Below are 19,926 nucleotides of genomic sequence, written 5' to 3'. Positions count from 1 at the left end.
AGAGGTTGTACTGATAAGAGACATTTTATCTCTACTATAGGCAAATTTTATTCGGGAGAGGAAAATGGACGAATTTAAACCAGATAACCAGCCTCAAGGTCAAAATGATCTTAGGCCAGATACATCGGATAGACCGACTGGGCGCTCACGCCAATCATCATCTGCTGCAAAACCTAAAATTGCACTCTCACGCCAACATATTATGATTGGTGTAGGTGTTCTGGTTCTATTGCTGCTCATTATTGCTATCAGCTCAGCTTTAAAGGCCCCTACAGAGCATGAAAAGCAACAAACAACGGGTGCAAATAATTCACAGAATATCGACTTATCGGGCTCCTCATCGTTGACAAATTCACAAGGTCAAACGTTATCAGGGCAACCGCAAGAAATTACCGGTACACAAATTACCCCGACACCAACCCAAGGAGAGCCTCAAACTCAACCAAATGGTCTGGGTGAGCGTATCGAAATACCTGGTGATGTCGTTGATGCCTTAAATCAAGGCCAAGTTTCTGTACCAAATACTAACCAACCACAAAATGCGACACAGTTAACACCACCAACTGTTAAACCTGTCGAACAGCAACCTGTGGTTAAACCAGTCACACCAGAAAAAACACCTGCAAAACCCGTTGAGCAAAAACATCCTGTGCAGACTAAACAGCCAGCGAAACCCGCATCAACAGCAAGTAGCCAAGGTAGTAATATCATGTCTGCGCCAGCAGGTAGCTATACATTACAACTCAGCAGCGCAAGCCGCTCTGATACATTGGAAGCTTTTGCAAAAGAAAACAAACTGGCCAATTACAAAGTCTATAAAACTATACGTAATGGGCAAACCTGGTATGTTCTTATTCATGGAAATTATAGTTCAGTGACCGACGCAAAAAATGCAATAGGAACCTTACCTGCTGCAGTGCAAGCGAAAAAACCGTGGGTTAGAAATATGAAACAAGTCAAACAGGATCAAAAATAACAACGTTTTTCCCCGGGCGCATTATGTTGTCCTGACAGAGTATAGATTTATTACTCTAAACGATTGTAATAATAAAGACGGCATGAAAAAAAAACGCGCTTTTTTAAAATGGGCTGGGGGCAAATACCCCCTTGTGGAAGAAATCAAAAAACACCTTCCACAAGGTGATTGCTTAATTGAGCCTTTTGTTGGTGCTGGGTCAGTGTTTTTAAACACCAGTTATGATTCCTACATACTGGCAGATATCAACAGTGACCTCATCAACCTCTACAATACGGTTAAAGACCGTGCTGATTCTTTTATCGAAGAAGCCCAGCAAATCTTCACACCTGAATATAATACTTCCGAACAATATTATTTAATGCGTGAAGCCTTTAACCAATCAACCGATACTGAGAAACGCAGTATCCTTTTTTTATACTTAAACCGCCACTGCTATAATGGGTTATGCCGTTATAATTCTCGTGGTGAATTTAATGTTCCTTTCGGCCGCTATAAAAAACCCTATTTTCCTAAAGAAGAATTACTGTGGTTTGCTGAAAAATCACAAAATGCGACGTTTATAACTCAGCATTATGGTGAAACCTTGCTCAACGCAAAAGAGGGGGCTGTTGTCTACTGTGACCCACCCTATGCACCTTTATCAGATACCGCTAATTTCACCGCGTATCATACGAATTCATTTAATTCGCTTGAACAACAAAACTTAGCGATTTTGGCACAAAAGTTATCAACAGAAAGCAAAATCCCTGTCTTGATCTCAAATCATGATACGCCGATGACGAGAGAGTGGTATCATCAAGCCCAATTACATATTGTAAAAGTACGTCGCACTATCAGTAGAAATATATTGAACCGGACAAAAGTCAATGAGTTACTGGCATTATATCCGGGTATACCAAATAGCCTTTCTCCTAGAAAGATAGATAAGAAAAAAACGCAGCGCCTTGTACCTAGCGATGAATGGCTCTCAGATAACGATTAATAATCGGAGACAATAATGAAAAACTTTCTCATTGCCCCATCTATTTTATCTGCTGACTTTGCCCGTTTAGGCGAAGATACTGCCAATGTTCTTGCAGCTGGTGCCGATATCGTGCATTTTGATGTTATGGATAACCATTATGTGCCAAACTTAACGTTTGGAGCGCCTATATGTAAAGCACTGCGTGACTACGGAATTACTGCACCTATCGATGTCCATTTAATGGTGAAACCCGTTGACCGCATTATCCCTGACTTTGCTAAGGCCGGTGCAACCCATATTAGTTTCCATCCTGAAGCCAGTGAACACGTTGATCGCTCACTGCAATTAATTCGTGAGCATGGCTGTACTGCAGGGTTAGTATTTAACCCAGCAACCCCACTTAGCTACCTTGATTATGTGATGGATAAAGTCGATATGATCCTACTCATGTCAGTCAATCCAGGTTTTGGTGGCCAATCCTTTATCCCACAAACACTCAATAAATTGCGCCAAGTCCGTAAATTAATTGATGAGAGTGGCTATGATATTCGTTTGGAAGTCGATGGCGGTGTCAAAGTGAACAATATCGCAGAAATCGCAGCAGCAGGTGCGGATACCTTCGTTGCAGGTTCTGCTATTTTTGATCAACCTGACTATAAAACGGTCATCGACGCGATGCGTAACGAATTACAAAAGGTATCTCAATGACTCAAGTTGTATTAGAGAATATCAAAGCGATAGCTTTCGATTTAGACGGCACTCTCGTAGACAGCGCCAGCGGCTTAGCTGACGCTATCGACAACATGCTCAACGAATTGAATTTCCCTCCCGCAGGTAAAGAACGTGTTTCTATTTGGGTCGGCAATGGGGTTGATGTGTTAGTTGAGCGAGCGCTTTCTTGGGCAGGAGCAGAAATCACGCCCGAGCTACAAAAAAGAGCACGAGCCAGTTTTGATAAATTCTATGCAACATCTGTCACCACAGGCAGCCAACTGTTCCCTGAAGTAAAAGACACTTTAGAGCAATTAGCGAAACATGGCCTGCCTATGGGGATTGTAACTAATAAAGCGACCCCATTTATTGCTCCATTATTGAAGAAGTTAGACATTGAACACTACTTTTCTCTGGTATTGGGTAGCGATGATGTCAAAGCTTTAAAACCGCATCCAGCTCCTCTCTACTTAACGATGGGAACATTCGGTTTACGTAAAGAAGAATTGCTTTTTGTCGGCGATTCTCGTAATGATATTATTGCAGCGAAAAGCGCTGAATGCCCGTGTGTCGGTCTGACCTACGGTTATAACTATGGTGAATCTATTGCACTGAGTGAACCGAACTGTGTATTAACGCATTTTTCTGATTTATTACCTGCAATTGGGTTATCTGAAATAAAATAAGCAAGGACATAACTAAATGAGCACTCCCACTGAAAATTTAAAGCAACCCCAAAAACCAATCGTATTCAGCGGCGCACAGCCTTCCGGTGAATTAACCATCGGTAACTATATGGGTGCATTACGTCAGTGGGTACAAATGCAAGATGACTACGATTGCATTTACTGTATCGTTGACCAGCACGCTATCACTGTTCGCCAAGACCCTATCGAGCTGCGTAAAAGAACCCTTGATACACTCGCGCTTTATTTAGCTTGTGGCATTGACCCGAAAAAAAGCACTATTTTTGTTCAGTCCCATGTCCCACAACATGCTCAATTGAGCTGGGCGCTTAACTGTTACACCTATTTCGGTGAGTTGAGCCGTATGACTCAGTTTAAAGATAAATCGGCCCGTCATGCAGAAAATATCAATGCAGGCCTATTTGATTACCCGGTACTAATGGCCGCAGATATTTTGATTTATCAAACGAATCAAGTGCCTGTTGGTATTGACCAGAAACAACACCTTGAATTGAGTCGTGATATTGCTCAACGCTTCAATGCTATTTACGGTGATATTTTCACTGTACCCGATCCATTCATTCCGACAGGTGGTGGTGCCCGTGTTATGGCGCTGCAAGATCCAACCAAGAAAATGTCTAAGTCTGATGATAACCGTAACAACGTTATCGCATTATTAGAAGACCCGAAATCTGTCGTGAAAAAAATCAAACGCGCAATGACTGACTCCGAAGAGCCACCGCGTATTCGTTATGATTTAGAAAACAAACCGGGTGTTTCTAACTTATTAGATATCATGTCAGGCGTGACTGGTAAGAAAATCGCAGAACTCGAAGCAGAATTTGAAGGCCAAATGTACGGTCATCTAAAAGGTGCTGTGGCAGAAGCCGTTTCTGGCATGTTAACTACACTTCAAACTCGCTACCATGAATTCCGTAATGATGAAGTGCTGCTCAACCAAATTATGGATGAAGGTGCAACCAAAGCGGCTGCTCGCGCGCAAGAAACGTTAGATAAAGTTTATGAAGCAATTGGCTTCGTTAAACGCCCGCAGTTGTAATATTCACCACTTAAATTAAGTGTAATGGGGGAAATTCATCCCCCATTAGGCTACTGACAACGTCTATTTCCTCCTGTAATACCCAGCCCATCAATTCAAAATGCCAAATTAATTACCCACAGTAATTAAATGTAATATCGTGTAATTAATCTCTTTTTGCCTTGTGTCTGGAGTTAACTCTAATGTTTATATTAATCGTGAACACACTCAATAACGGAGAATTACCTATGTCATTTTTCAGCAAATTATTTGGGTTAAATCGAGGTTCACGCTATTCCAAACATGGTGGGGCATCCAAGCATGGGGGGTATTCAAATCAAGGACACTCATCCAAACACAGTGACCATAATAATGGGTACTACAACGATAAACAGCAGATCGAGCAGCAATACCGTAACGTGATGCAGTGCCAACAATGTCGCTCAATGATCCGATATGGCGATAAATTCTGTAGTGAGTGCGGTTTACCCGTGTGAAGTAAATAAACAATTCTTATACCCCTAATTGGAGGTGCAAATGTTTATTATTAATGCGCTATGGCTTAATTCATACAAAGAATATATAAAGCAATTTATTACTTCGCCAAGGGAGATGGGGTCGATTATTCCATCATCTAGCTCACTCTGTAATACCATGCTGAGTTATATCGATTGGGGCAAACAAAGTAAATTTGCAGAAATAGGTGCTGGTAATGGCGTAATGACAAAACAAATACTGCAAAAGTCTTCATTAAATACATCATTAGATATTTATGAAGTTAATAATACGTTTATTACACAACTTCAACAGATTAAAGATAACCGAGTTATCGTTTACCCCATTTCGGCTGAATATCTTCAAGATGAGTATGATGTGATTATCTCTGGCATCCCTTTTCTCTCACTAAATAAAAAGATAGGCATGAGAATTCTGAAGAAAGCGAATCAATGCTTAGTTGCCAAGCAAGGGGTTTTTATTTTATTTCAATACACCCAATCCTGCGAAAAGATGTTTTCTCGCTATTTTAATTTTACAAAACAACGTGTCTATCTCAATTTTCCACCCGCTTGGGTTTATGTTTGCTACCCCAAATAAATTTTTCATAAAAAACGGGATAAATTTCCCGTTTTTACCATGCTCAATAACAATCAATTAGATTAATATCACATATGGGTTGGAGCAAATATGCCATCCACCACCTGATTTAATTCTGTAAGTTAAATGTGGGGGGTTATCGCGAATTAACGTTCAGAATCTAATTGCTCATTATTTTTCAGAACTTCTTGCGCTTTACTGTAGCTTTCAATTAATAGTTGATAAGCAGGGAAAATTTGTGTGTAAGCCATTGCCCACTCCGCCGCATCTTCACGGTTCCAAGTCCCTTGTAATTCTGACGCAACAGCCGCAGTATCCAATGGAACGACACCCGCTTGCACCACTCGCGCTAAGGTAATTTCTTGCGCCATTTTGCTGTAGGTGCCTGATGCATCAATGACCACAAATACTTGATAACCATCCATCACCGCACTAATCGCAGGGAAAGCCATACAAACACTGGTAATGGTTCCTGCAATAATTAATTGTTTTTTACCTGTTGCTTTTACCGCTGCCACAAACTCAGGGTTATCCCATGCATTAATTTCGCCACGGCGTGCAATATATTGTGCATGTGGTGCGTTTTGATGAATTTCTGGGATGAGCGGACCATTTGGTCCTTGAGGTACAGAAGCCGTTGTGATTACTGGAATTTTAGCTAGGGAAGCCATTTTAGCCAGAACAGCGGCACGAGCGCGCAATTCCGTCATTGGCATGTCACCTACGGTTTGGAATAAGCCACTCTGGTGATCGATTAATAACATCACCGCATCTTCTGGGTTAATAGCAGGACGTTGACCATTAAAATTAGCTGGGCTACTCATGATGAAACCTCTCAATCGATAAAATATGAAATCTGTTTTTGATTTAAAAATAGAACGATAGCCGCTCCGTTTTCGTATTATTTAGATTAATTCATCAATTTAAGGCTGAGTAGTCCAGTTTTTGATAAACACTGTTCTATAAATAGAATAATTAGACTTTATTCTATTGTTCTATCACTGCAACAATGAAACCTATTTTTGCCACTACTGCCAAATGATTTGCTCCTTTATTATTCAGTCATCAAAACAATTTTAGGGGCAAAACCATGAAAAAAATTATTGGTATCTATCAATCTCCTCGCAGCCATTGGGTCGGAGACGGCTTTCCTGTCCGTTCAATGTTTAGCTATAATGATCATGGGAAATACCTCAACCCATTCCTTTTGCTCGACAGAGCGGGGCCTTTTGATTTCCCAAGCTCAAATTCAGCAAACAGGGGGGTTGGCGAGCATCCACACCGTGGGTTTGAAACCGTTACAATAGTGTATGATGGCGAAGTGGCTCACCATGACTCTACGGGGGAAGGCGGTGTGATAGGCCCAGGTGATGTTCAATGGATGACTGCGGCATCGGGTATTTTACATCAAGAGTATCAGTCTGACGCCTTCATGAAACAAGGTGGCACTCTTGATATGGTACAACTGTGGGTTAATTTGCCAGCAAAAGACAAATCAGCGGCCCCCGGCTACCAGCTGTTAGAAAGCCATAGTATGCCAAAAGTCGCATTACCCAATGATGCAGGTACACTGCGAGTGATCGCGGGTGACTATTTAGGCAATAAAGGGGCAGCAAAAACCTTTAGTCCATTAGATGTATGGGATTTGCAGCTGAACAAAGGTAAAACGGTAGGTATCCCAACCAAAGCGGGACGCTATGTCGGTTTAGTCATGTTACGTGGTTCAATATTTGTTGATGGTCGTTCCGCTTTAAACGAAGGGGAGCTGATGATCCTCGACGATACAGACAGCAATATTCTGTTAGAAGCCACAGAAGATGCCTTAGTACTGTTGCTCAGTGGTGATCCTATTAATGAGCCGGTTGTTGGTTACGGCCCCTTTGTGATGAATACTATGCAAGAAATCAATGAAGCCGTGAATGATTTCAACAGTGGGAAATTTGGCCGCATTCCTGAAACACAGTAAATAAGAAATATTTCCCTGATAGCCTAATGTGCTATCGGGGAAATTTATTTCACTGACGGCGAAATATTATCAGCTAAATGATTTAATAATAATTGGATTGATGGCAACAGCCCTTTGCGTGATGGATACACCGCATGAATGATATCTTCAGGAAACTGCCATTTCGGTAATACCTCTATCAATTTCCCTGATTCAATGTCTTTTTCTACCACACCATAAGGCAACCTTGCGATCCCAACCCCTTTGCGTGCCGCATGGTATAGCGTTAAGACATCTGTTGTCGCTAACTTAGGGGTAAAATGCTGCGTAAAGCTAAGATCGTGACTATTTTTGAGGGTCAACGTGTAATTTTGTGAGTGCTCTGTATTCGCTAACATCGGGTAATCCACCAGCTTTTCTGGCTCTGTGAGTTCACCGTGCTCTGCGAATAACTGCGGGCTAGCCACTAAGATACGCCGTGAATATCCAAGTACTTTCATCATTAAGCCAGAATCATCTAATGGCAATGAACGCACGCGAATAGCTAAATCCAACCCTTCACTAATCACATCTACAGGGCGGTTAACTGCTAAAATTTGAACATCAATATCAGGGTACTTTATCATAAAATCTACAAGTAATTCTTTGAGATAGACTTGTAACAGTGCGACTGGACACGATAACTTGATCGTTCCTTTAGGGTGTGACTGAACGGAACAAATCAATTCATGAGCAACTTCAGCTTCATCCACCACATTTTTACACTGCTGATAAAAAACTTGCCCCACTTCCGTGACATGAAACTGGCGAGTAGAACGGTAAATCAATGAAACATTAAGGTTTTTCTCTAAGTCTGCAATACGTCGACTCAATTTAGATTTAGGGATCCCTAGAGCCAAACCCGCTTGTGAAAAGCCACCATATTCCACAACTTTCACAAAATAGTAGAGATCATTTAAATCATATTGCATCTCACCCCCTCAATATTCTTAATCGCAATATCGCCATCTTACTAAAAACCCCAAAAAAGCGCTTTAAAAATGAATACCGCCAATAAGGCCTGCAAACAAAACAAATAGTCTGGCAAGCAAAACAACTAATTCACGATAACAAAGCGAAATAAATTAAAGTGACCGATTCGCTATGGAGGTTTAGCATGTACCGCGCACTTTGGGAATTACTTCGTCCCTATCGCTTCACACTATTATTTGCACTTATTTTACAAGCCATCGCAGGCCTCTGTTCACTCATTCCATTGATAGCAATTAGCCAAATTGCCAACGCTTCCGTTCATCAATATTATGAATGGGTTGTTATTGCATCCATAGGGGGTGTGAGCTGGCTAATTTGCCAAACTTTTGCTCTGTATTTAACCCATCAAACTGATAACCATCTCTGCCACCAACTCAGGCTACAACTTCTGGATAAAGTAGAAAAACTCCCTCTAAACCACTTTGCCCAACATGGTCGAGATGGCTTTTTGCAAATAGCTGATCGTGATGTCCGTTCGCTACACCAATTAACCGCTCATGCCCCCGCAGATATCACAAAATTAATTATCGTCCCAATAACAGCAACTCTCATCCTATTATGGCAAAATACACTACTCACCATTTTTTGCTTGATGCCATTAATCACCTCGGTTTTTTTATTTAAACAAATGCGTTCTATACGTTATCACGCGCTATATGCCTCACGTAACCGGGCAATGAGCGACCTGTATGAACAATATGCTGAACTTGCAGATAACCCGCTACAGGCAAGGCAATATCCCAATCAATCCATTCAAAAAAAAGCATCACAAGCGTTATACCAATTTGAAATCGCCTTTAAGCGATGGATAAGTAAAATAGGCGCCTTGAGCTCACTGACCCAAGTCGGTATCAGCAGCACATTGCTATCATTATGGGTTATTTTTGGGGTTTCATTACTCTCTGAGCCTGTACCTCTCGCTCAAGTCATTTTATTCATTCTATTAATTAGCAGTATTGCTGCCCCCGTTGCTGCAATGGGGCATGGTGCAGACGCTTTGAACCTTGCTGTTAGCGCATCAGAACGTATTCGCCAACTTCTAGCTGAACCGGATATGCATTACGGAGAAAAGGAAATTACTCCATCCCAAGGTGAGCTCAAACTTGCCCAAGTTGACGTTAGAATAGGTGATAACCCAATATTATCGAATATTAATATCACCGTAGCACCCAACGAATTTATTGCTATTGTCGGAACATCTGGAGCGGGAAAAAGCACCTTAATACAACTTATGGCGCGCTTTTTAGACCCAACAAAGGGAAATGTCCTCTTTAACTCAGTTCCATTACCACTGCTATCATTAACTAGTTTGAACCGTACGGTTTCCATCGTCATGCAAAGCACTTCGCCTCTGCCTTGTTCTGTACGTGAAAATCTACGGCTATTTGCCCCAAACGCCACTGAAGATGACATGTACCGTTACCTTGGTGAACTCAATTTATTATCACTGGTAAAACAACAACCTAAAGGGCTGGATGCTGTAATAGAGCAAGATGTAGTGTTGTCCGGTGGAGAAGCCCAACGCCTCGCGATTGCACGAGCGTTGCTATCGCCTGCGCCTTTATTGCTGCTTGATGAACCGACATCCGCACTTGATCCACAAAATGCACAGCGGGTACTTAATTTATTGCACAGTGAGCCGCGAACTTGTGTATTCGTTACCCATGACTTAAACGGCTTGAATCTAGCAGACCGCATCTTATTGTTAGGTAACGGAAAATTAATCGCACAAGGCTCGCATCAACAACTTTCAATACATTCAGAACCCTATCAGCAACTTTTACGTGCATTGGAGGAGAACTGTGCTTAAACGCTTATTGTACACCGTACGTAATGCTATATTTTGGATGACGCTAAGCGCTATTTTAGAAGGAATTAGCGGGTTATTTTTATTTGTCGTTATTTTAGATTGGCACCTTGATACCTCTATGCCATTAATACTATTCACTCTTTCTAGCTTAACGACACTCGCCGTAACATTTATAGCCACCCAGAAAGGCTATTTTGCAGGGGGATTCGTGATGCGCTATCTTGCTACGGCACTTATTCGCCATCTGCCCCTTTCATTGCAACCCATTTCAAACAGCAACCAATTAATTTCAGGACCTGTATCACAGGTTATGTCTGTCCCCGCACATTTGCTCCATCCTATTATCAGTGGGTTAGTCACGCCCTGTACTATCGTGATTGGCGTGTTAGTCTATCAAGGTGCATTTGGCGCTATTTTACTGTTTATACTCCTTTTGTTATTAATCTCTTTACGCTTATCCGCCAGAAAAATTGCCTTTTTTGAACGAGCAACTCATGAATCAGAACAACAAGCAATGAGTGCACTCAACCAATATGCGCTCCACCAGCCATTGATTCGTCGCTCAAATACCCATTATGAGCAGCTGCATCCCAAATTTGCCTTAGCATCCCAGTATCAAACTCAGAGACAGCTACAACGAAGAAGTTTGCCATTTCACTTATTATTTTCATTGATGGTACAAACCGCGTTTATTACGCTCTTTGGGTTCGGTATTTATTTAGTTGATCATGCAAAGATACCATTAAATATGTGGCTAGCAGGGTTAGTTTTATTAGCGCGCTTAATTGAACCTATGTGGTTACTTTCTCATTTAGACCAATCAATTAGGCAAATGAAAAAAGCAATTCAACGAATCGAAAAAGCCTTGCAGGCTCCGGTGTTAACATTTCCTTATCGTTCATCAACACCCACTATCGATAGCGTTAGCTGTGAACAGTTATCATTTTACAGTGATAATAAAAAATGCATTTTACAAAATATAGGTCTTAGCTTTAAGGAACATACGCTTACCGCCATTGTAGGGCCATCCGGAGCAGGAAAAAGTACATTATTAAGCTTACTCGCTCGCTTACAAGACCCAACACATGGCAGTGTGAACTACGGTAATAAAAATATTAAAAACCTATCACAAGAAATATTGTGTGCTCGCCGGGGAGTCTTACTTCAAGATAGCCGTTTATTTTGCGGTAGCGTACGCCAAAATTTGGCACTTGATAATGATAATATTGATGACCGGGCAATCAGTGCATTGCTGACTCAACTTAATTTCACTGTCAATCATACGTTCTTAGAAAAAGAGATAGGTGCCGGTGGTATGTTACTTTCTGGAGGACAAAGACAACGGCTGTGTATTGCAAGGCTGATTCTACAGCATCCTAATATCATTTTAATGGATGAACCAACAGCAAGCCTTGATAATATCAATACTGCCTCCGTGATTGACCTTATTACTCAAGCCAAACAACAAACACGTATCATCGTCACCCACCAGCCTAATCTAGCCCGACAAGCGGATGAAATTGTGTATATGGAGAAAGGAAAAATTATCGCTCAGGGAACACATCTCGAATTAATGGCGAATATCCCGTGGTACCAACAGTTTATACAACAAACGCCTAAGACATAGGCATTTTCAGTATCGCACGTTATATTGCTAGCAAGCGCTTATGGCTGAAGACTCTCTCTGCTATAAGCGCACAATGGCTTTTCACCTGTGATTAACGCTTACCAAACAACCGGTGCTTAAACTCTTCGATGCGGTGGTTATCTAAACGGTTCTGCATGGTTAAGCTCCAACTTGCGGATAACCCTGCGGCACTTAACAGGCGCTGGTATAGTTCCTCATCATAAGGGGCATGAAATGCAATCATAATGGCTTCTTGTACTGAAATATCACTATTGCGGCTCAATAGCGCTAATGGCGCATTTTCACTAACATTGCCTGTTTTAATGACACGGTACAACCAACCACAACGCCCATTGTCTTGCATTATTTGTGCAAAATTTTCAATTCCCGTTAACCCATTGAGCTTATAACAAGGGGAACGGGGTTGAGTGACCTGAATACGCGCATCACCCCATGCAAAAATATCCCCAATAAATACGTTTTCTTCAGTCATACCCAACGTTGATATATTTTCCCCAAATGCAGAGGCAACAAATAAATCGGCTAAATCAGGATATGCATTGACCCAGAAATCATAATGGTCACGAGGATAATGACAAAGTGCTCTATCAGGCCCACCATGGTGGCGTTTTTCAGCTTGTTCATCACCATCAAGCCCCAATTGCCCTAATACCAGTAACCCGTCGGCAGCTTGCTTATGGATAGCGCTGTGCCCACAAGACTGGGTTGCTTGGACTTTACCGATAAAGACTTGGGGATAATATGACATGAACAGTGCTCTCCACTTAGCAAAGTAATAGAACTTCCATCATAAAGAATGCCAGTAGAGATAACAATCAGATGGGCTACAAAATAAAAAAGCGCAGCATTAACGCTGCGCTTATGGCAAATAAATTATCTTATAAAATTATTTAGCTTTTGCTGCAAAACGTGCCGCTGCTTCATCCCAGTTCACAACTGACCAGAATGCTTTAATATAATCAGGGCGGCGGTTTTGGAATTTCAGGTAATAAGCGTGTTCCCACACGTCTAAACCGATAATTGGGTAACCAGATACGCCTGAAATAGCCTCACCCATTAATGGGCTGTCTTGGTTAGCAGTTGAAACGACAGCTAATTTACCGTCATCTTTCAGAACCAGCCATGCCCAGCCAGAACCGAAACGTGTTGCAGCTGCTTTTTCAAACAGTTCTTTAAATGCATCAACGCTACCGAAATCACGCTCAATCGCAGCTTTCAGTTCGCCTTTTAATTCAGTACCTAATTTCAAACCTTTCCAGAACAGACTATGGTTTGAGTGGCCACCTGCGTTGTTACGAACAAACGTACGTTGATCAGCTGGGATTTGGTCCAATTTTTGAATCAAAACATCGATATCTAAACCCGCTAATTCAGGCAGTTTTTCTAACGCTGTATTGGTGTTAGTCACATAGGTTTGATGGTGCTTAGTATGGTGGATTTCCATGGTTTGCTTGTCAAAGTGTGGTTCCAGCGCATCATAAGCATAAGGTAAAGCAGGTAACGTATAACTCATATTATTGTCTCCAGTGACGTAAATACCGCTATGTTTCTCATTTTTACCACAAGGCTCATAGGGTAAACACTTGCGTAACTTCGCACCTTGTGAATTACTATCTATTATAGTTATTTTACTGTTAATGAAAATCATTATCAAACCCATAGTAAATGTATGGATATTTATATTCGCTATGAGAACTCCTTTATTCAGTAACTAATACCAATAACCCCATCGTTTATTTTTCTTTAAATCTACCTTTTATTATATTTTTAGCTTTATATTTCAATTTGATATTTAGCATCAAATGATAATACTGCAAATCTCATTACAATTAATACGTGATCTTCCGCGCAAAAGAAAAACAAATTTAAAAATCGTGCTTTAGTTAACCATTTTTTGACATAGTATTAACATCTGCAAGGAGATAATAATATGACTCAAATAACTAAACATCCCGTTCCTGCTGAAATTGCAAAAAATGCCCTGATAAACGAACAACAGTATAACGATGAGTACCAACGCTCGATTCAAGACCCTGAAGGATTTTGGGGCGAAAAAGGAAAAATCGTTGATTGGATTAAACCTTATACACGTGTCAAGAACACCTCTTTTGACCCCGGCCATATTGATATCCGCTGGTTTGAAGATGGTACATTAAATTTAAGTGCGAACTGTTTGGACCGCCATCTGGCTGAAAAAGGCGACCAAACTGCGATTATTTGGGAAGGCGATGACCCCTCATCGTCAAAAAATGTCACTTACCGCGAACTGCACCATGATGTTTGTCAGTTTGCTAATGTTTTGAAACAACAAGGTATTCGTAAAGGCGATGTTGTTGCCATTTACATGCCGATGGTTGTCGAAGCTGCTGTCGCGATGCTGGCTTGTGCTCGTATTGGCGCGATACATACAGTCATTTTTGCTGGTTTCTCCCCTGAGGCGGTCTCTGGTCGCGTTATTGACTGCAAAGCGAAGCTAATCATCACTGCAGATGAAGGCTTACGAGCGGGTCGTGCAATTCCATTAAAGAAAAATGTGGATGACGCACTCGCTAACCCGCAAGTCACTACGGTTTCTAATGTGATTGTTTACCAACGCACAGGCAACGCACCGAGCTGGGTAGAAGGCCGTGATCTCTGGTGGCATGACGTCATCAAAGGGGTCAGTGCAGATTGCCCTCCAGAAGAAATTAACGCAGAAGACCCGCTATTCATCTTATATACCTCTGGTTCGACAGGTAAGCCGAAAGGCGTTCTGCATACCACTGGCGGTTATTTAGTCTATGCCACACTGACATTTAAATACACCTTCGACTACCATCCAGGTGAAGTTTATTGGTGTACTGCAGATGTAGGCTGGGTTACAGGCCATAGCTATTTGTTATATGGGCCATTATCCAATGGTGCTAAAACATTAATGTTCGAAGGGGTACCTAATTATCCAGCAGTTAACCGAATGAGCCAAGTGGTTGATAAACACCAAGTCAATATCCTTTATACTGCTCCAACTGCTATCCGTGCATTAATGGCCGAAGGAGATAAAGCCATTGAAGGTACAGATCGCAGCTCATTACGAATTCTCGGTTCAGTGGGGGAACCCATTAACCCTGAAGCTTGGGAGTGGTTCTACAAAAAAATTGGTAATAGCCGCTGCCCAGTAGTTGATACATGGTGGCAAACCGAAACAGGTGGTTTTATGATCACACCACTTCCAGGGGCAACCATGTTAAAGCCAGGGTCTGCAACATTGCCATTCTTTGGTGTTCGCCCTGCATTAGTCGATAACCTTGGTGAACCTATCGAAGGCGCCACAGAAGGTAACTTAGTGATTGTTGATTCATGGCCGGGCCAAGCCCGAACCTTATTTGGCGATCACGAACGCTTCGAGCAAACCTATTTCTCAACCTTTAAAGGCATGTACTTTAGTGGTGATGGTGCTCGTCGTGATGAAGATGGTTATTACTGGATCACAGGCCGTGTTGACGATGTACTGAATATTTCGGGCCACCGTTTAGGTACCGCAGAAATAGAATCAGCACTCGTTGCACATCCGAAAGTGGCTGAAGCTGCCGTGGTCGGTATTCCTCATAATATTAAAGGCCAAGCAATCTATGCTTATGTCACATTAATATCTGGGGTTGAGCCATCACCAGAGCTATACACCGAAGTTCGCAACTGGGTTCGTAAGGAAATTGGCCCTATTGCCACCCCGGATGTACTTCACTGGACGGATTCACTACCCAAAACCCGTTCCGGTAAAATCATGCGTCGCATCCTACGAAAAATTGCATCAGGAGACACCAGTAATTTCGGAGATACCTCCACTCTGGCCGACCCTGGTGTTGTCGAAAAACTACTCGAAGAAAAACAGTCTATGAGTATGTCATAACGCCAAAAGGCCAACTCATAGAGGCGGCCTTACATACATCCCAACAAGATGGTTTACTCTAAGTAATTCGAGGTGCAGCTAGGCGACAAGCGAACGAATCACGAGGGGCATACATAAGTATGTAACTCGTGTGAGTGAGTGTAGTCAACAAAGCTGCAATTTGAAGTATAACGAGTATAACAGAGGAGAACTCTGATGAATGCTACTGCTTACGAAAAGGTAGAGGATAACCCTCGCTTTAAAGAACTGGTTAGAAAACGTAGTCGCTTTTCATGGTTGTTATCAATAATAACGCTCGTGCTGTATGTTGGTTTTATTTTTCTTATCGCTTTTGACCCAAGCTGGCTTGGAACACCAATATCCGAAGGTTCATATATCACAAGAGGAATCCCTGTTGGTGTAGGGCTGATCGTCATTTCATTTGTACTAACGGGGCTTTACGTTATCCGAGCTAACGGTGAATACGACCGTTTAACGGCAGAAATTTTAAAAGAGGTAGAAAAATGAAAATATTGCTCTCACTCATTCTCTTTTTTACCTCCTCAATGGCGTTTTCCGATGCATTGACAGGGGATGTTGAACGCCAGCCTGTGAATATTCAGGCGATTGTGATGTTCTTACTGTTTGTCGGCTTTACCTTATATATAACTTACTGGGCGTCAAAAAGAACGCGTTCTCGCTCTGATTACTATACTGCAGGCGGGAAAATTACCGGTTTCCAAAACGGGATGGCTATCGCTGGCGACTTTATGTCTGCAGCCTCCTTTTTAGGGATCTCTGCCCTAGTTTATACTTCTGGCTACGATGGCCTGATTTACTCGATTGGCTTCTTAATTGGCTGGCCGATCATTCTATTCTTAATTGCCGAGCGCTTACGTAATTTAGGTCGTTATACCTTCGCTGATGTCGCTTCTTATCGATTAAAACAAAGACCAATTCGTATTCTATCTGCGGTTGGCTCTCTGGTTGTTGTTGCACTGTATCTTATTGCTCAAATGGTTGGTGCGGGTAAATTAATTGAATTGTTATTTGGTCTCAATTACCACGTCGCGGTTGTTATTGTGGGTATATTGATGGTGCTATATGTCCTATTTGGTGGAATGTTAGCCACTACTTGGGTTCAAATTATTAAAGCCATCTTGTTATTAGCTGGTGCAACATTCATGGCTGTTATGGTTATGAAGCATGTTGGCTTTAACTTTAATACCTTATTTAAAGAAGCCGTAGAAGTTCATAAAAATGGTATTGCTATCATGAGTCCTGGAGGGCTGGTTTCCGACCCGATATCCGCCTTATCCCTTGGCTTAGCATTAATGTTTGGTACAGCAGGCCTTCCTCACATTATTATGCGATTCTTCACCGTTAGTGACGCTAAGGAAGCACGTAAAAGTGTGTTCTATGCCACTGGATTTATCGGTTACTTTTACATCTTAACCTTTATTATTGGTTTTGGTGCTATCGTTCTTGTAAGTTCCAATCCTGCATTTAAAGATGCTGCTGGGGCATTAATTGGTGGCACCAATATGGCCGCAGTACATCTTGCTGATGCAGTTGGTGGTAATTTCTTCTTAGGCTTTATTTCTGCAGTTGCATTCGCCACCATCCTTGCTGTTGTTGCTGGTTTAACCTTAGCAGGTGCCTCCGCGGTTTCTCATGACCTATATGCGATGGCAATGAAAAATGGTAAAGCTGATGAAAAAGATGAATTACGCGTATCTAAAATTACCGTTGTTATCTTAGGTTTTGTTGCCATCGGGTTGGGCATTCTGTTTGAAAAACAAAACATTGCCTTCATGGTCGGTTTAGCTTTCTCAATTGCAGCAAGTTGTAATTTCCCAATCATTCTACTCTCAATGTACTGGCGCAAACTGACCACTCGTGGAGCATTGGCAGGGGGTTGGTTCGGTTTAATTACCGCCGTTGTCTTAATGATTTTAGGGCCAACTATCTGGGTTAGTATTCTTCATCATGAAAAACCAATCTATCCTTATGAATATCCAGCAATCTTTTCCATGGCCGTGGCATTTATTGCTTCATGGTTATTCTCTATAACAGATAATTCAGAACAAGGGAAAATGGAAAGGGAGCGCTTTAAAGAACAATTTATTCGTTCACAGATTGGGCTTGGTATTGAACAAGGAAAATCGCATTAACGTCGATCGCTCATAATTGTATAGAATAAAAAACGGCTATTTATGCCGTTTTTTTATTCTATATAACGTAAATAATTAAATAACAATGAATAACAATTATATATCAAATAGTTAAGAGGGATAGAAAACCCTATTGGTATCAAATGCGGACTAAATATCACATCAGATACGTTGCTGAAATTAATAAAGAAATTACATCCTAGTCAAGAGAAAGGAAAAATAGTTCTCATCATTAGAATGGGAGCAGGGGTTATTAAACAAAAGCTTCCAACTCTCATGAAATCAATTCAGTCCAGTAGAGAGCCTGTCATTTTGATGATTGACCCTATGCATGGTAATACTAAAAATGCCAAAGAAGGATATAAAACACGCTATTTTACGGATATTACTGATGAAATGATTCAGTTCATTCATATATTAAAGGAAGCAGGAGTACATCCAGGAGGTGTCTACTTAGAAATGACAGGACTAGATGTTACTGAGTGCACTGGGGGTATTCCTGAGATCAGCGAAGAAGATATTAGTTATAAGTATCAGTCATTATGTGACCCTAGACTCAACAGAATGCAATCTCTCGAAGTTGCATACCTTCTAGGTAAAAACTGGAATTAGTTATTTTTATTAATCTAGCCCTCAATGTGAGGCTAGCCTTTGCAATAGATAAAAAAATCCCCCAACTAACTAAAAGTAGCCGAGGGATATGCAAACATTTATTAGATTATTAGTGTGTGCTAATTTGCATAGTGCAGTCTTTCTCTACTAGCCCAATCTTCAACAAGTGAATAAGTACTTGATGGGTTTGCCTTTCTCTCTTCTTGAAGGCTCTTAAACTCTGCTTTATTTTTTGGCGTATAACACATCAATAATTGGTCTAATACAATATGCTTCTCAGCAAATTTAGAATCCATTTTTAGACGCTTATACAATGTGTATGTGATGATAGCACTAACCGCCAACATGGAGATCACAGCGACAAAGCTGTAATCTATTCCAAAATAAATTCTTGCTGTATTTAATAGTAAAAATGGTACAAAAAACATCACAAGTATAGAAAGAATAATTGCACCATCTTGCCCATTGTTAAATTCGTTTTCTTTCTGCTTATTTACAGAAAGAATTTGATCAAAAATCTTATGATTAGCGCTTTTTGCCTTTTTCATGTTACCCACCTTTGATACACAAATCATATTTACATGAAATACAGTCAGTTAATAATTACAGCTTATGTTATTAACGACACCTTGGACTGTGCTCTTTCCATTGAAAATTCTATTTATAAACAAATTTTATATCTAATGTAATATCTTAAGTTGATTTACTCATTATAAGTACAATAAAATAAAACATCAATTTAACAATTTTTATATATAAAAATAACCATTCGAGTGAATTTTAGACGAAATTTTAAAATGGTGATAAACTACTTTTTTATCAGAAAAAATGGTTTGTAACACCTTATCTATTGATATTATTAATATTTAAATGATAAACACATACTGTTTGTACAGCCAAATTAACACCATAAAAACCATAAAATAGAAAAAACCCAAACAAGCAAAGTAGAGTAAATCGATGAACTAATCTTACTAATTCATTATTTATTTTAATAGATTATAATTTATCTATCGGTAGGGCGTATAAATGAATTCATTTATACCTATTTAAGAGATGATGGTTCAAGCTAACCTTCACTGCTTAATTTTCTTTTTTAAGTGAACTGTTACTTATTTCTCAAGCCATTCCATTCATCGCAGTATTAGATAAACCACCAACTCACTATATCCATGGGTTTTACTAAAACTCCACTCCCCACCAAACAACTTGTGAGCTGTTACTTACTATTTTGTATCCCTCATTAGCATTCACTCTCTAAATGCATTGAAGATGCAATTTAATTTTTCCCAACTACAACTACACTTCTTATTTCTCCATCGCTTTATATCTAAGTTCTTTATCACCCCACACTCTTTTGCTAATT

19 protein-coding genes are annotated in these 19,926 nt (G+C 40.7%); 14 read left to right on the top strand and 5 right to left on the bottom strand.

The features are described from left to right. Positions 1-64: 64 nt before the first annotated feature. From PSE60_RS19640 to PSE60_RS19610, 7 genes are all read left to right on the top strand, one after another. The gene (locus PSE60_RS19640; RefSeq protein WP_272666510.1) at positions 65-976 is read left to right on the top strand and encodes an SPOR domain-containing protein; all 912 of its coding nucleotides are present in this window, start codon (positions 65-67) and stop codon (positions 974-976) included. Positions 977-1,058: 82 nt separating this feature from the next. After that, complete coding sequence (gene dam, locus PSE60_RS19635; protein ID WP_210836432.1) at positions 1,059-1,961, top strand: adenine-specific DNA-methyltransferase; 903 nt, start codon at positions 1,059-1,061, stop codon at positions 1,959-1,961. A 15-nt stretch (positions 1,962-1,976) separates the two neighbouring features. Further along, complete coding sequence (rpe, locus tag PSE60_RS19630) at positions 1,977-2,651, top strand: ribulose-phosphate 3-epimerase (protein ID WP_004263207.1); 675 nt, start codon at positions 1,977-1,979, stop codon at positions 2,649-2,651. Beyond that, the gene (locus tag PSE60_RS19625) at positions 2,648-3,340 is read left to right on the top strand and encodes a phosphoglycolate phosphatase (protein ID WP_210836431.1); all 693 of its coding nucleotides are present in this window, start codon (positions 2,648-2,650) and stop codon (positions 3,338-3,340) included. The genes rpe and PSE60_RS19625 overlap by 4 nt, the downstream gene beginning before the upstream one ends. A 16-nt stretch (positions 3,341-3,356) precedes the next feature. Beyond that, positions 3,357-4,400 (top strand): tryptophan--tRNA ligase, encoded by a 1,044-nt coding sequence (gene trpS / locus PSE60_RS19620; protein WP_272666509.1) that lies wholly within the window; start codon positions 3,357-3,359, stop codon positions 4,398-4,400. Positions 4,401-4,582: 182 nt separating this feature from the next. After that, a complete protein-coding gene (locus PSE60_RS19615; RefSeq protein WP_272666508.1) occupies positions 4,583-4,876 on the top strand; it encodes a hypothetical protein in 294 nt (97 codons plus the stop codon). A gap of 40 nt (positions 4,877-4,916) precedes the next feature. Continuing rightward, the gene (locus PSE60_RS19610) at positions 4,917-5,474 is read left to right on the top strand and encodes a class I SAM-dependent methyltransferase (RefSeq protein ID WP_210836430.1); all 558 of its coding nucleotides are present in this window, start codon (positions 4,917-4,919) and stop codon (positions 5,472-5,474) included. A gap of 146 nt (positions 5,475-5,620) precedes the next feature. Here the strand turns inward: PSE60_RS19610 and PSE60_RS19605 are convergent, their stop codons facing one another. After that, on the bottom strand, positions 5,621-6,298 hold the full coding sequence (locus tag PSE60_RS19605) for a hydrolase (RefSeq protein ID WP_272666507.1): 678 nt from the start codon (positions 6,296-6,298) through the stop codon (positions 5,621-5,623). A gap of 266 nt (positions 6,299-6,564) precedes the next feature. Here PSE60_RS19605 and PSE60_RS19600 point away from each other — a divergent pair, with 266 nt between their 5' ends. Beyond that, entirely contained in the window at positions 6,565-7,440 is an 876-nt protein-coding gene (locus PSE60_RS19600) for a pirin family protein (protein ID WP_272666506.1), read from the top strand. 44 nt (positions 7,441-7,484) lie between these two features. Here PSE60_RS19600 and PSE60_RS19595 read toward each other — a convergent pair whose 3' ends face one another. Then, complete coding sequence (locus PSE60_RS19595; RefSeq protein ID WP_210836427.1) at positions 7,485-8,390, bottom strand: LysR substrate-binding domain-containing protein; 906 nt, start codon at positions 8,388-8,390, stop codon at positions 7,485-7,487. Positions 8,391-8,575: 185 nt separating this feature from the next. Here PSE60_RS19595 and PSE60_RS19590 point away from each other — a divergent pair, with 185 nt between their 5' ends. Beyond that, positions 8,576-10,261 (top strand): ABC transporter ATP-binding protein, encoded by a 1,686-nt coding sequence (locus tag PSE60_RS19590; RefSeq protein WP_272666505.1) that lies wholly within the window; start codon positions 8,576-8,578, stop codon positions 10,259-10,261. Then, complete coding sequence (locus PSE60_RS19585; protein ID WP_272666504.1) at positions 10,254-11,888, top strand: ATP-binding cassette domain-containing protein; 1,635 nt, start codon at positions 10,254-10,256, stop codon at positions 11,886-11,888. The genes PSE60_RS19590 and PSE60_RS19585 overlap by 8 nt, the downstream gene beginning before the upstream one ends. Positions 11,889-11,979: 91 nt before the next feature. Here PSE60_RS19585 and yiiM read toward each other — a convergent pair whose 3' ends face one another. Beyond that, entirely contained in the window at positions 11,980-12,657 is a 678-nt protein-coding gene (gene yiiM / locus PSE60_RS19580) for a 6-hydroxyaminopurine reductase (protein ID WP_272666503.1), read from the bottom strand. A gap of 138 nt (positions 12,658-12,795) precedes the next feature. Beyond that, positions 12,796-13,422 (bottom strand): superoxide dismutase [Mn], encoded by a 627-nt coding sequence (gene sodA / locus PSE60_RS19575; RefSeq protein ID WP_004906628.1) that lies wholly within the window; start codon positions 13,420-13,422, stop codon positions 12,796-12,798. A 417-nt stretch (positions 13,423-13,839) separates the two neighbouring features. On the opposite strand from sodA, the gene acs reads away from it, so the two are divergent. The 4 genes from acs (at position 13,840) to PSE60_RS19555 (ending at position 18,560) form a co-directional block, all read left to right on the top strand. Beyond that, positions 13,840-15,795, top strand: a complete 1,956-nt coding sequence (acs, locus tag PSE60_RS19570; RefSeq protein ID WP_210836417.1) for an acetate--CoA ligase — start codon at positions 13,840-13,842, stop codon at positions 15,793-15,795. Positions 15,796-15,990: 195 nt separating this feature from the next. Beyond that, positions 15,991-16,302, top strand: a complete 312-nt coding sequence (locus PSE60_RS19565; RefSeq protein ID WP_004906633.1) for a DUF485 domain-containing protein — start codon at positions 15,991-15,993, stop codon at positions 16,300-16,302. Next, positions 16,299-17,948, top strand: coding sequence for a cation/acetate symporter ActP (gene actP, locus PSE60_RS19560; RefSeq protein WP_272666502.1), 1,650 nt, complete (start codon positions 16,299-16,301; stop codon positions 17,946-17,948). Before PSE60_RS19565 ends, actP begins: the two co-directional genes overlap by 4 nt. A gap of 120 nt (positions 17,949-18,068) precedes the next feature. Next, the gene (locus tag PSE60_RS19555) at positions 18,069-18,560 is read left to right on the top strand and encodes a 3-deoxy-7-phosphoheptulonate synthase (RefSeq protein WP_272666524.1); all 492 of its coding nucleotides are present in this window, start codon (positions 18,069-18,071) and stop codon (positions 18,558-18,560) included. A gap of 119 nt (positions 18,561-18,679) precedes the next feature. Here PSE60_RS19555 and PSE60_RS19550 read toward each other — a convergent pair whose 3' ends face one another. Further along, positions 18,680-19,108, bottom strand: coding sequence for a hypothetical protein (locus PSE60_RS19550; protein WP_210836413.1), 429 nt, complete (start codon positions 19,106-19,108; stop codon positions 18,680-18,682). Positions 19,109-19,926 lie beyond the last annotated feature (818 nt).

Source organism: Providencia sp. PROV174, assembly GCF_028480685.1.
Lineage (GTDB): Bacteria > Pseudomonadota > Gammaproteobacteria > Enterobacterales > Enterobacteriaceae > Providencia > Providencia rettgeri.
Note: the sequence above shows the minus strand (reverse complement) of the source record. Positions and strands in the feature narration are given on the sequence as shown.

Excerpts from the sequence above, each read along its gene's own strand:
- PSE60_RS19640 (WP_272666510.1), top strand. The coding sequence starts at position 65 with ATGGACGAATTTAAACCAGATAACCAGCCTCAAGGTCAAAATGATCTT.
- dam (WP_210836432.1), top strand. The coding sequence starts at position 1,059 with ATGAAAAAAAAACGCGCTTTTTTAAAATGGGCTGGGGGCAAATACCCC.
- rpe (WP_004263207.1), top strand. The coding sequence starts at position 1,977 with ATGAAAAACTTTCTCATTGCCCCATCTATTTTATCTGCTGACTTTGCC.
- PSE60_RS19625 (WP_210836431.1), top strand. The coding sequence starts at position 2,648 with ATGACTCAAGTTGTATTAGAGAATATCAAAGCGATAGCTTTCGATTTA.
- trpS (WP_272666509.1), top strand. The coding sequence starts at position 3,357 with ATGAGCACTCCCACTGAAAATTTAAAGCAACCCCAAAAACCAATCGTA.
- PSE60_RS19615 (WP_272666508.1), top strand. The coding sequence starts at position 4,583 with ATGTTTATATTAATCGTGAACACACTCAATAACGGAGAATTACCTATG.
- PSE60_RS19610 (WP_210836430.1), top strand. The coding sequence starts at position 4,917 with ATGTTTATTATTAATGCGCTATGGCTTAATTCATACAAAGAATATATA.
- PSE60_RS19605 (WP_272666507.1), bottom strand. The coding sequence starts at position 6,298 with ATGAGTAGCCCAGCTAATTTTAATGGTCAACGTCCTGCTATTAACCCA.
- PSE60_RS19600 (WP_272666506.1), top strand. The coding sequence starts at position 6,565 with ATGAAAAAAATTATTGGTATCTATCAATCTCCTCGCAGCCATTGGGTC.
- PSE60_RS19595 (WP_210836427.1), bottom strand. The coding sequence starts at position 8,390 with ATGCAATATGATTTAAATGATCTCTACTATTTTGTGAAAGTTGTGGAA.
- PSE60_RS19590 (WP_272666505.1), top strand. The coding sequence starts at position 8,576 with ATGTACCGCGCACTTTGGGAATTACTTCGTCCCTATCGCTTCACACTA.
- yiiM (WP_272666503.1), bottom strand. The coding sequence starts at position 12,657 with ATGTCATATTATCCCCAAGTCTTTATCGGTAAAGTCCAAGCAACCCAG.
- sodA (WP_004906628.1), bottom strand. The coding sequence starts at position 13,422 with ATGAGTTATACGTTACCTGCTTTACCTTATGCTTATGATGCGCTGGAA.
- acs (WP_210836417.1), top strand. The coding sequence starts at position 13,840 with ATGACTCAAATAACTAAACATCCCGTTCCTGCTGAAATTGCAAAAAAT.
- PSE60_RS19565 (WP_004906633.1), top strand. The coding sequence starts at position 15,991 with ATGAATGCTACTGCTTACGAAAAGGTAGAGGATAACCCTCGCTTTAAA.
- actP (WP_272666502.1), top strand. The coding sequence starts at position 16,299 with ATGAAAATATTGCTCTCACTCATTCTCTTTTTTACCTCCTCAATGGCG.
- PSE60_RS19550 (WP_210836413.1), bottom strand. The coding sequence starts at position 19,108 with ATGAAAAAGGCAAAAAGCGCTAATCATAAGATTTTTGATCAAATTCTT.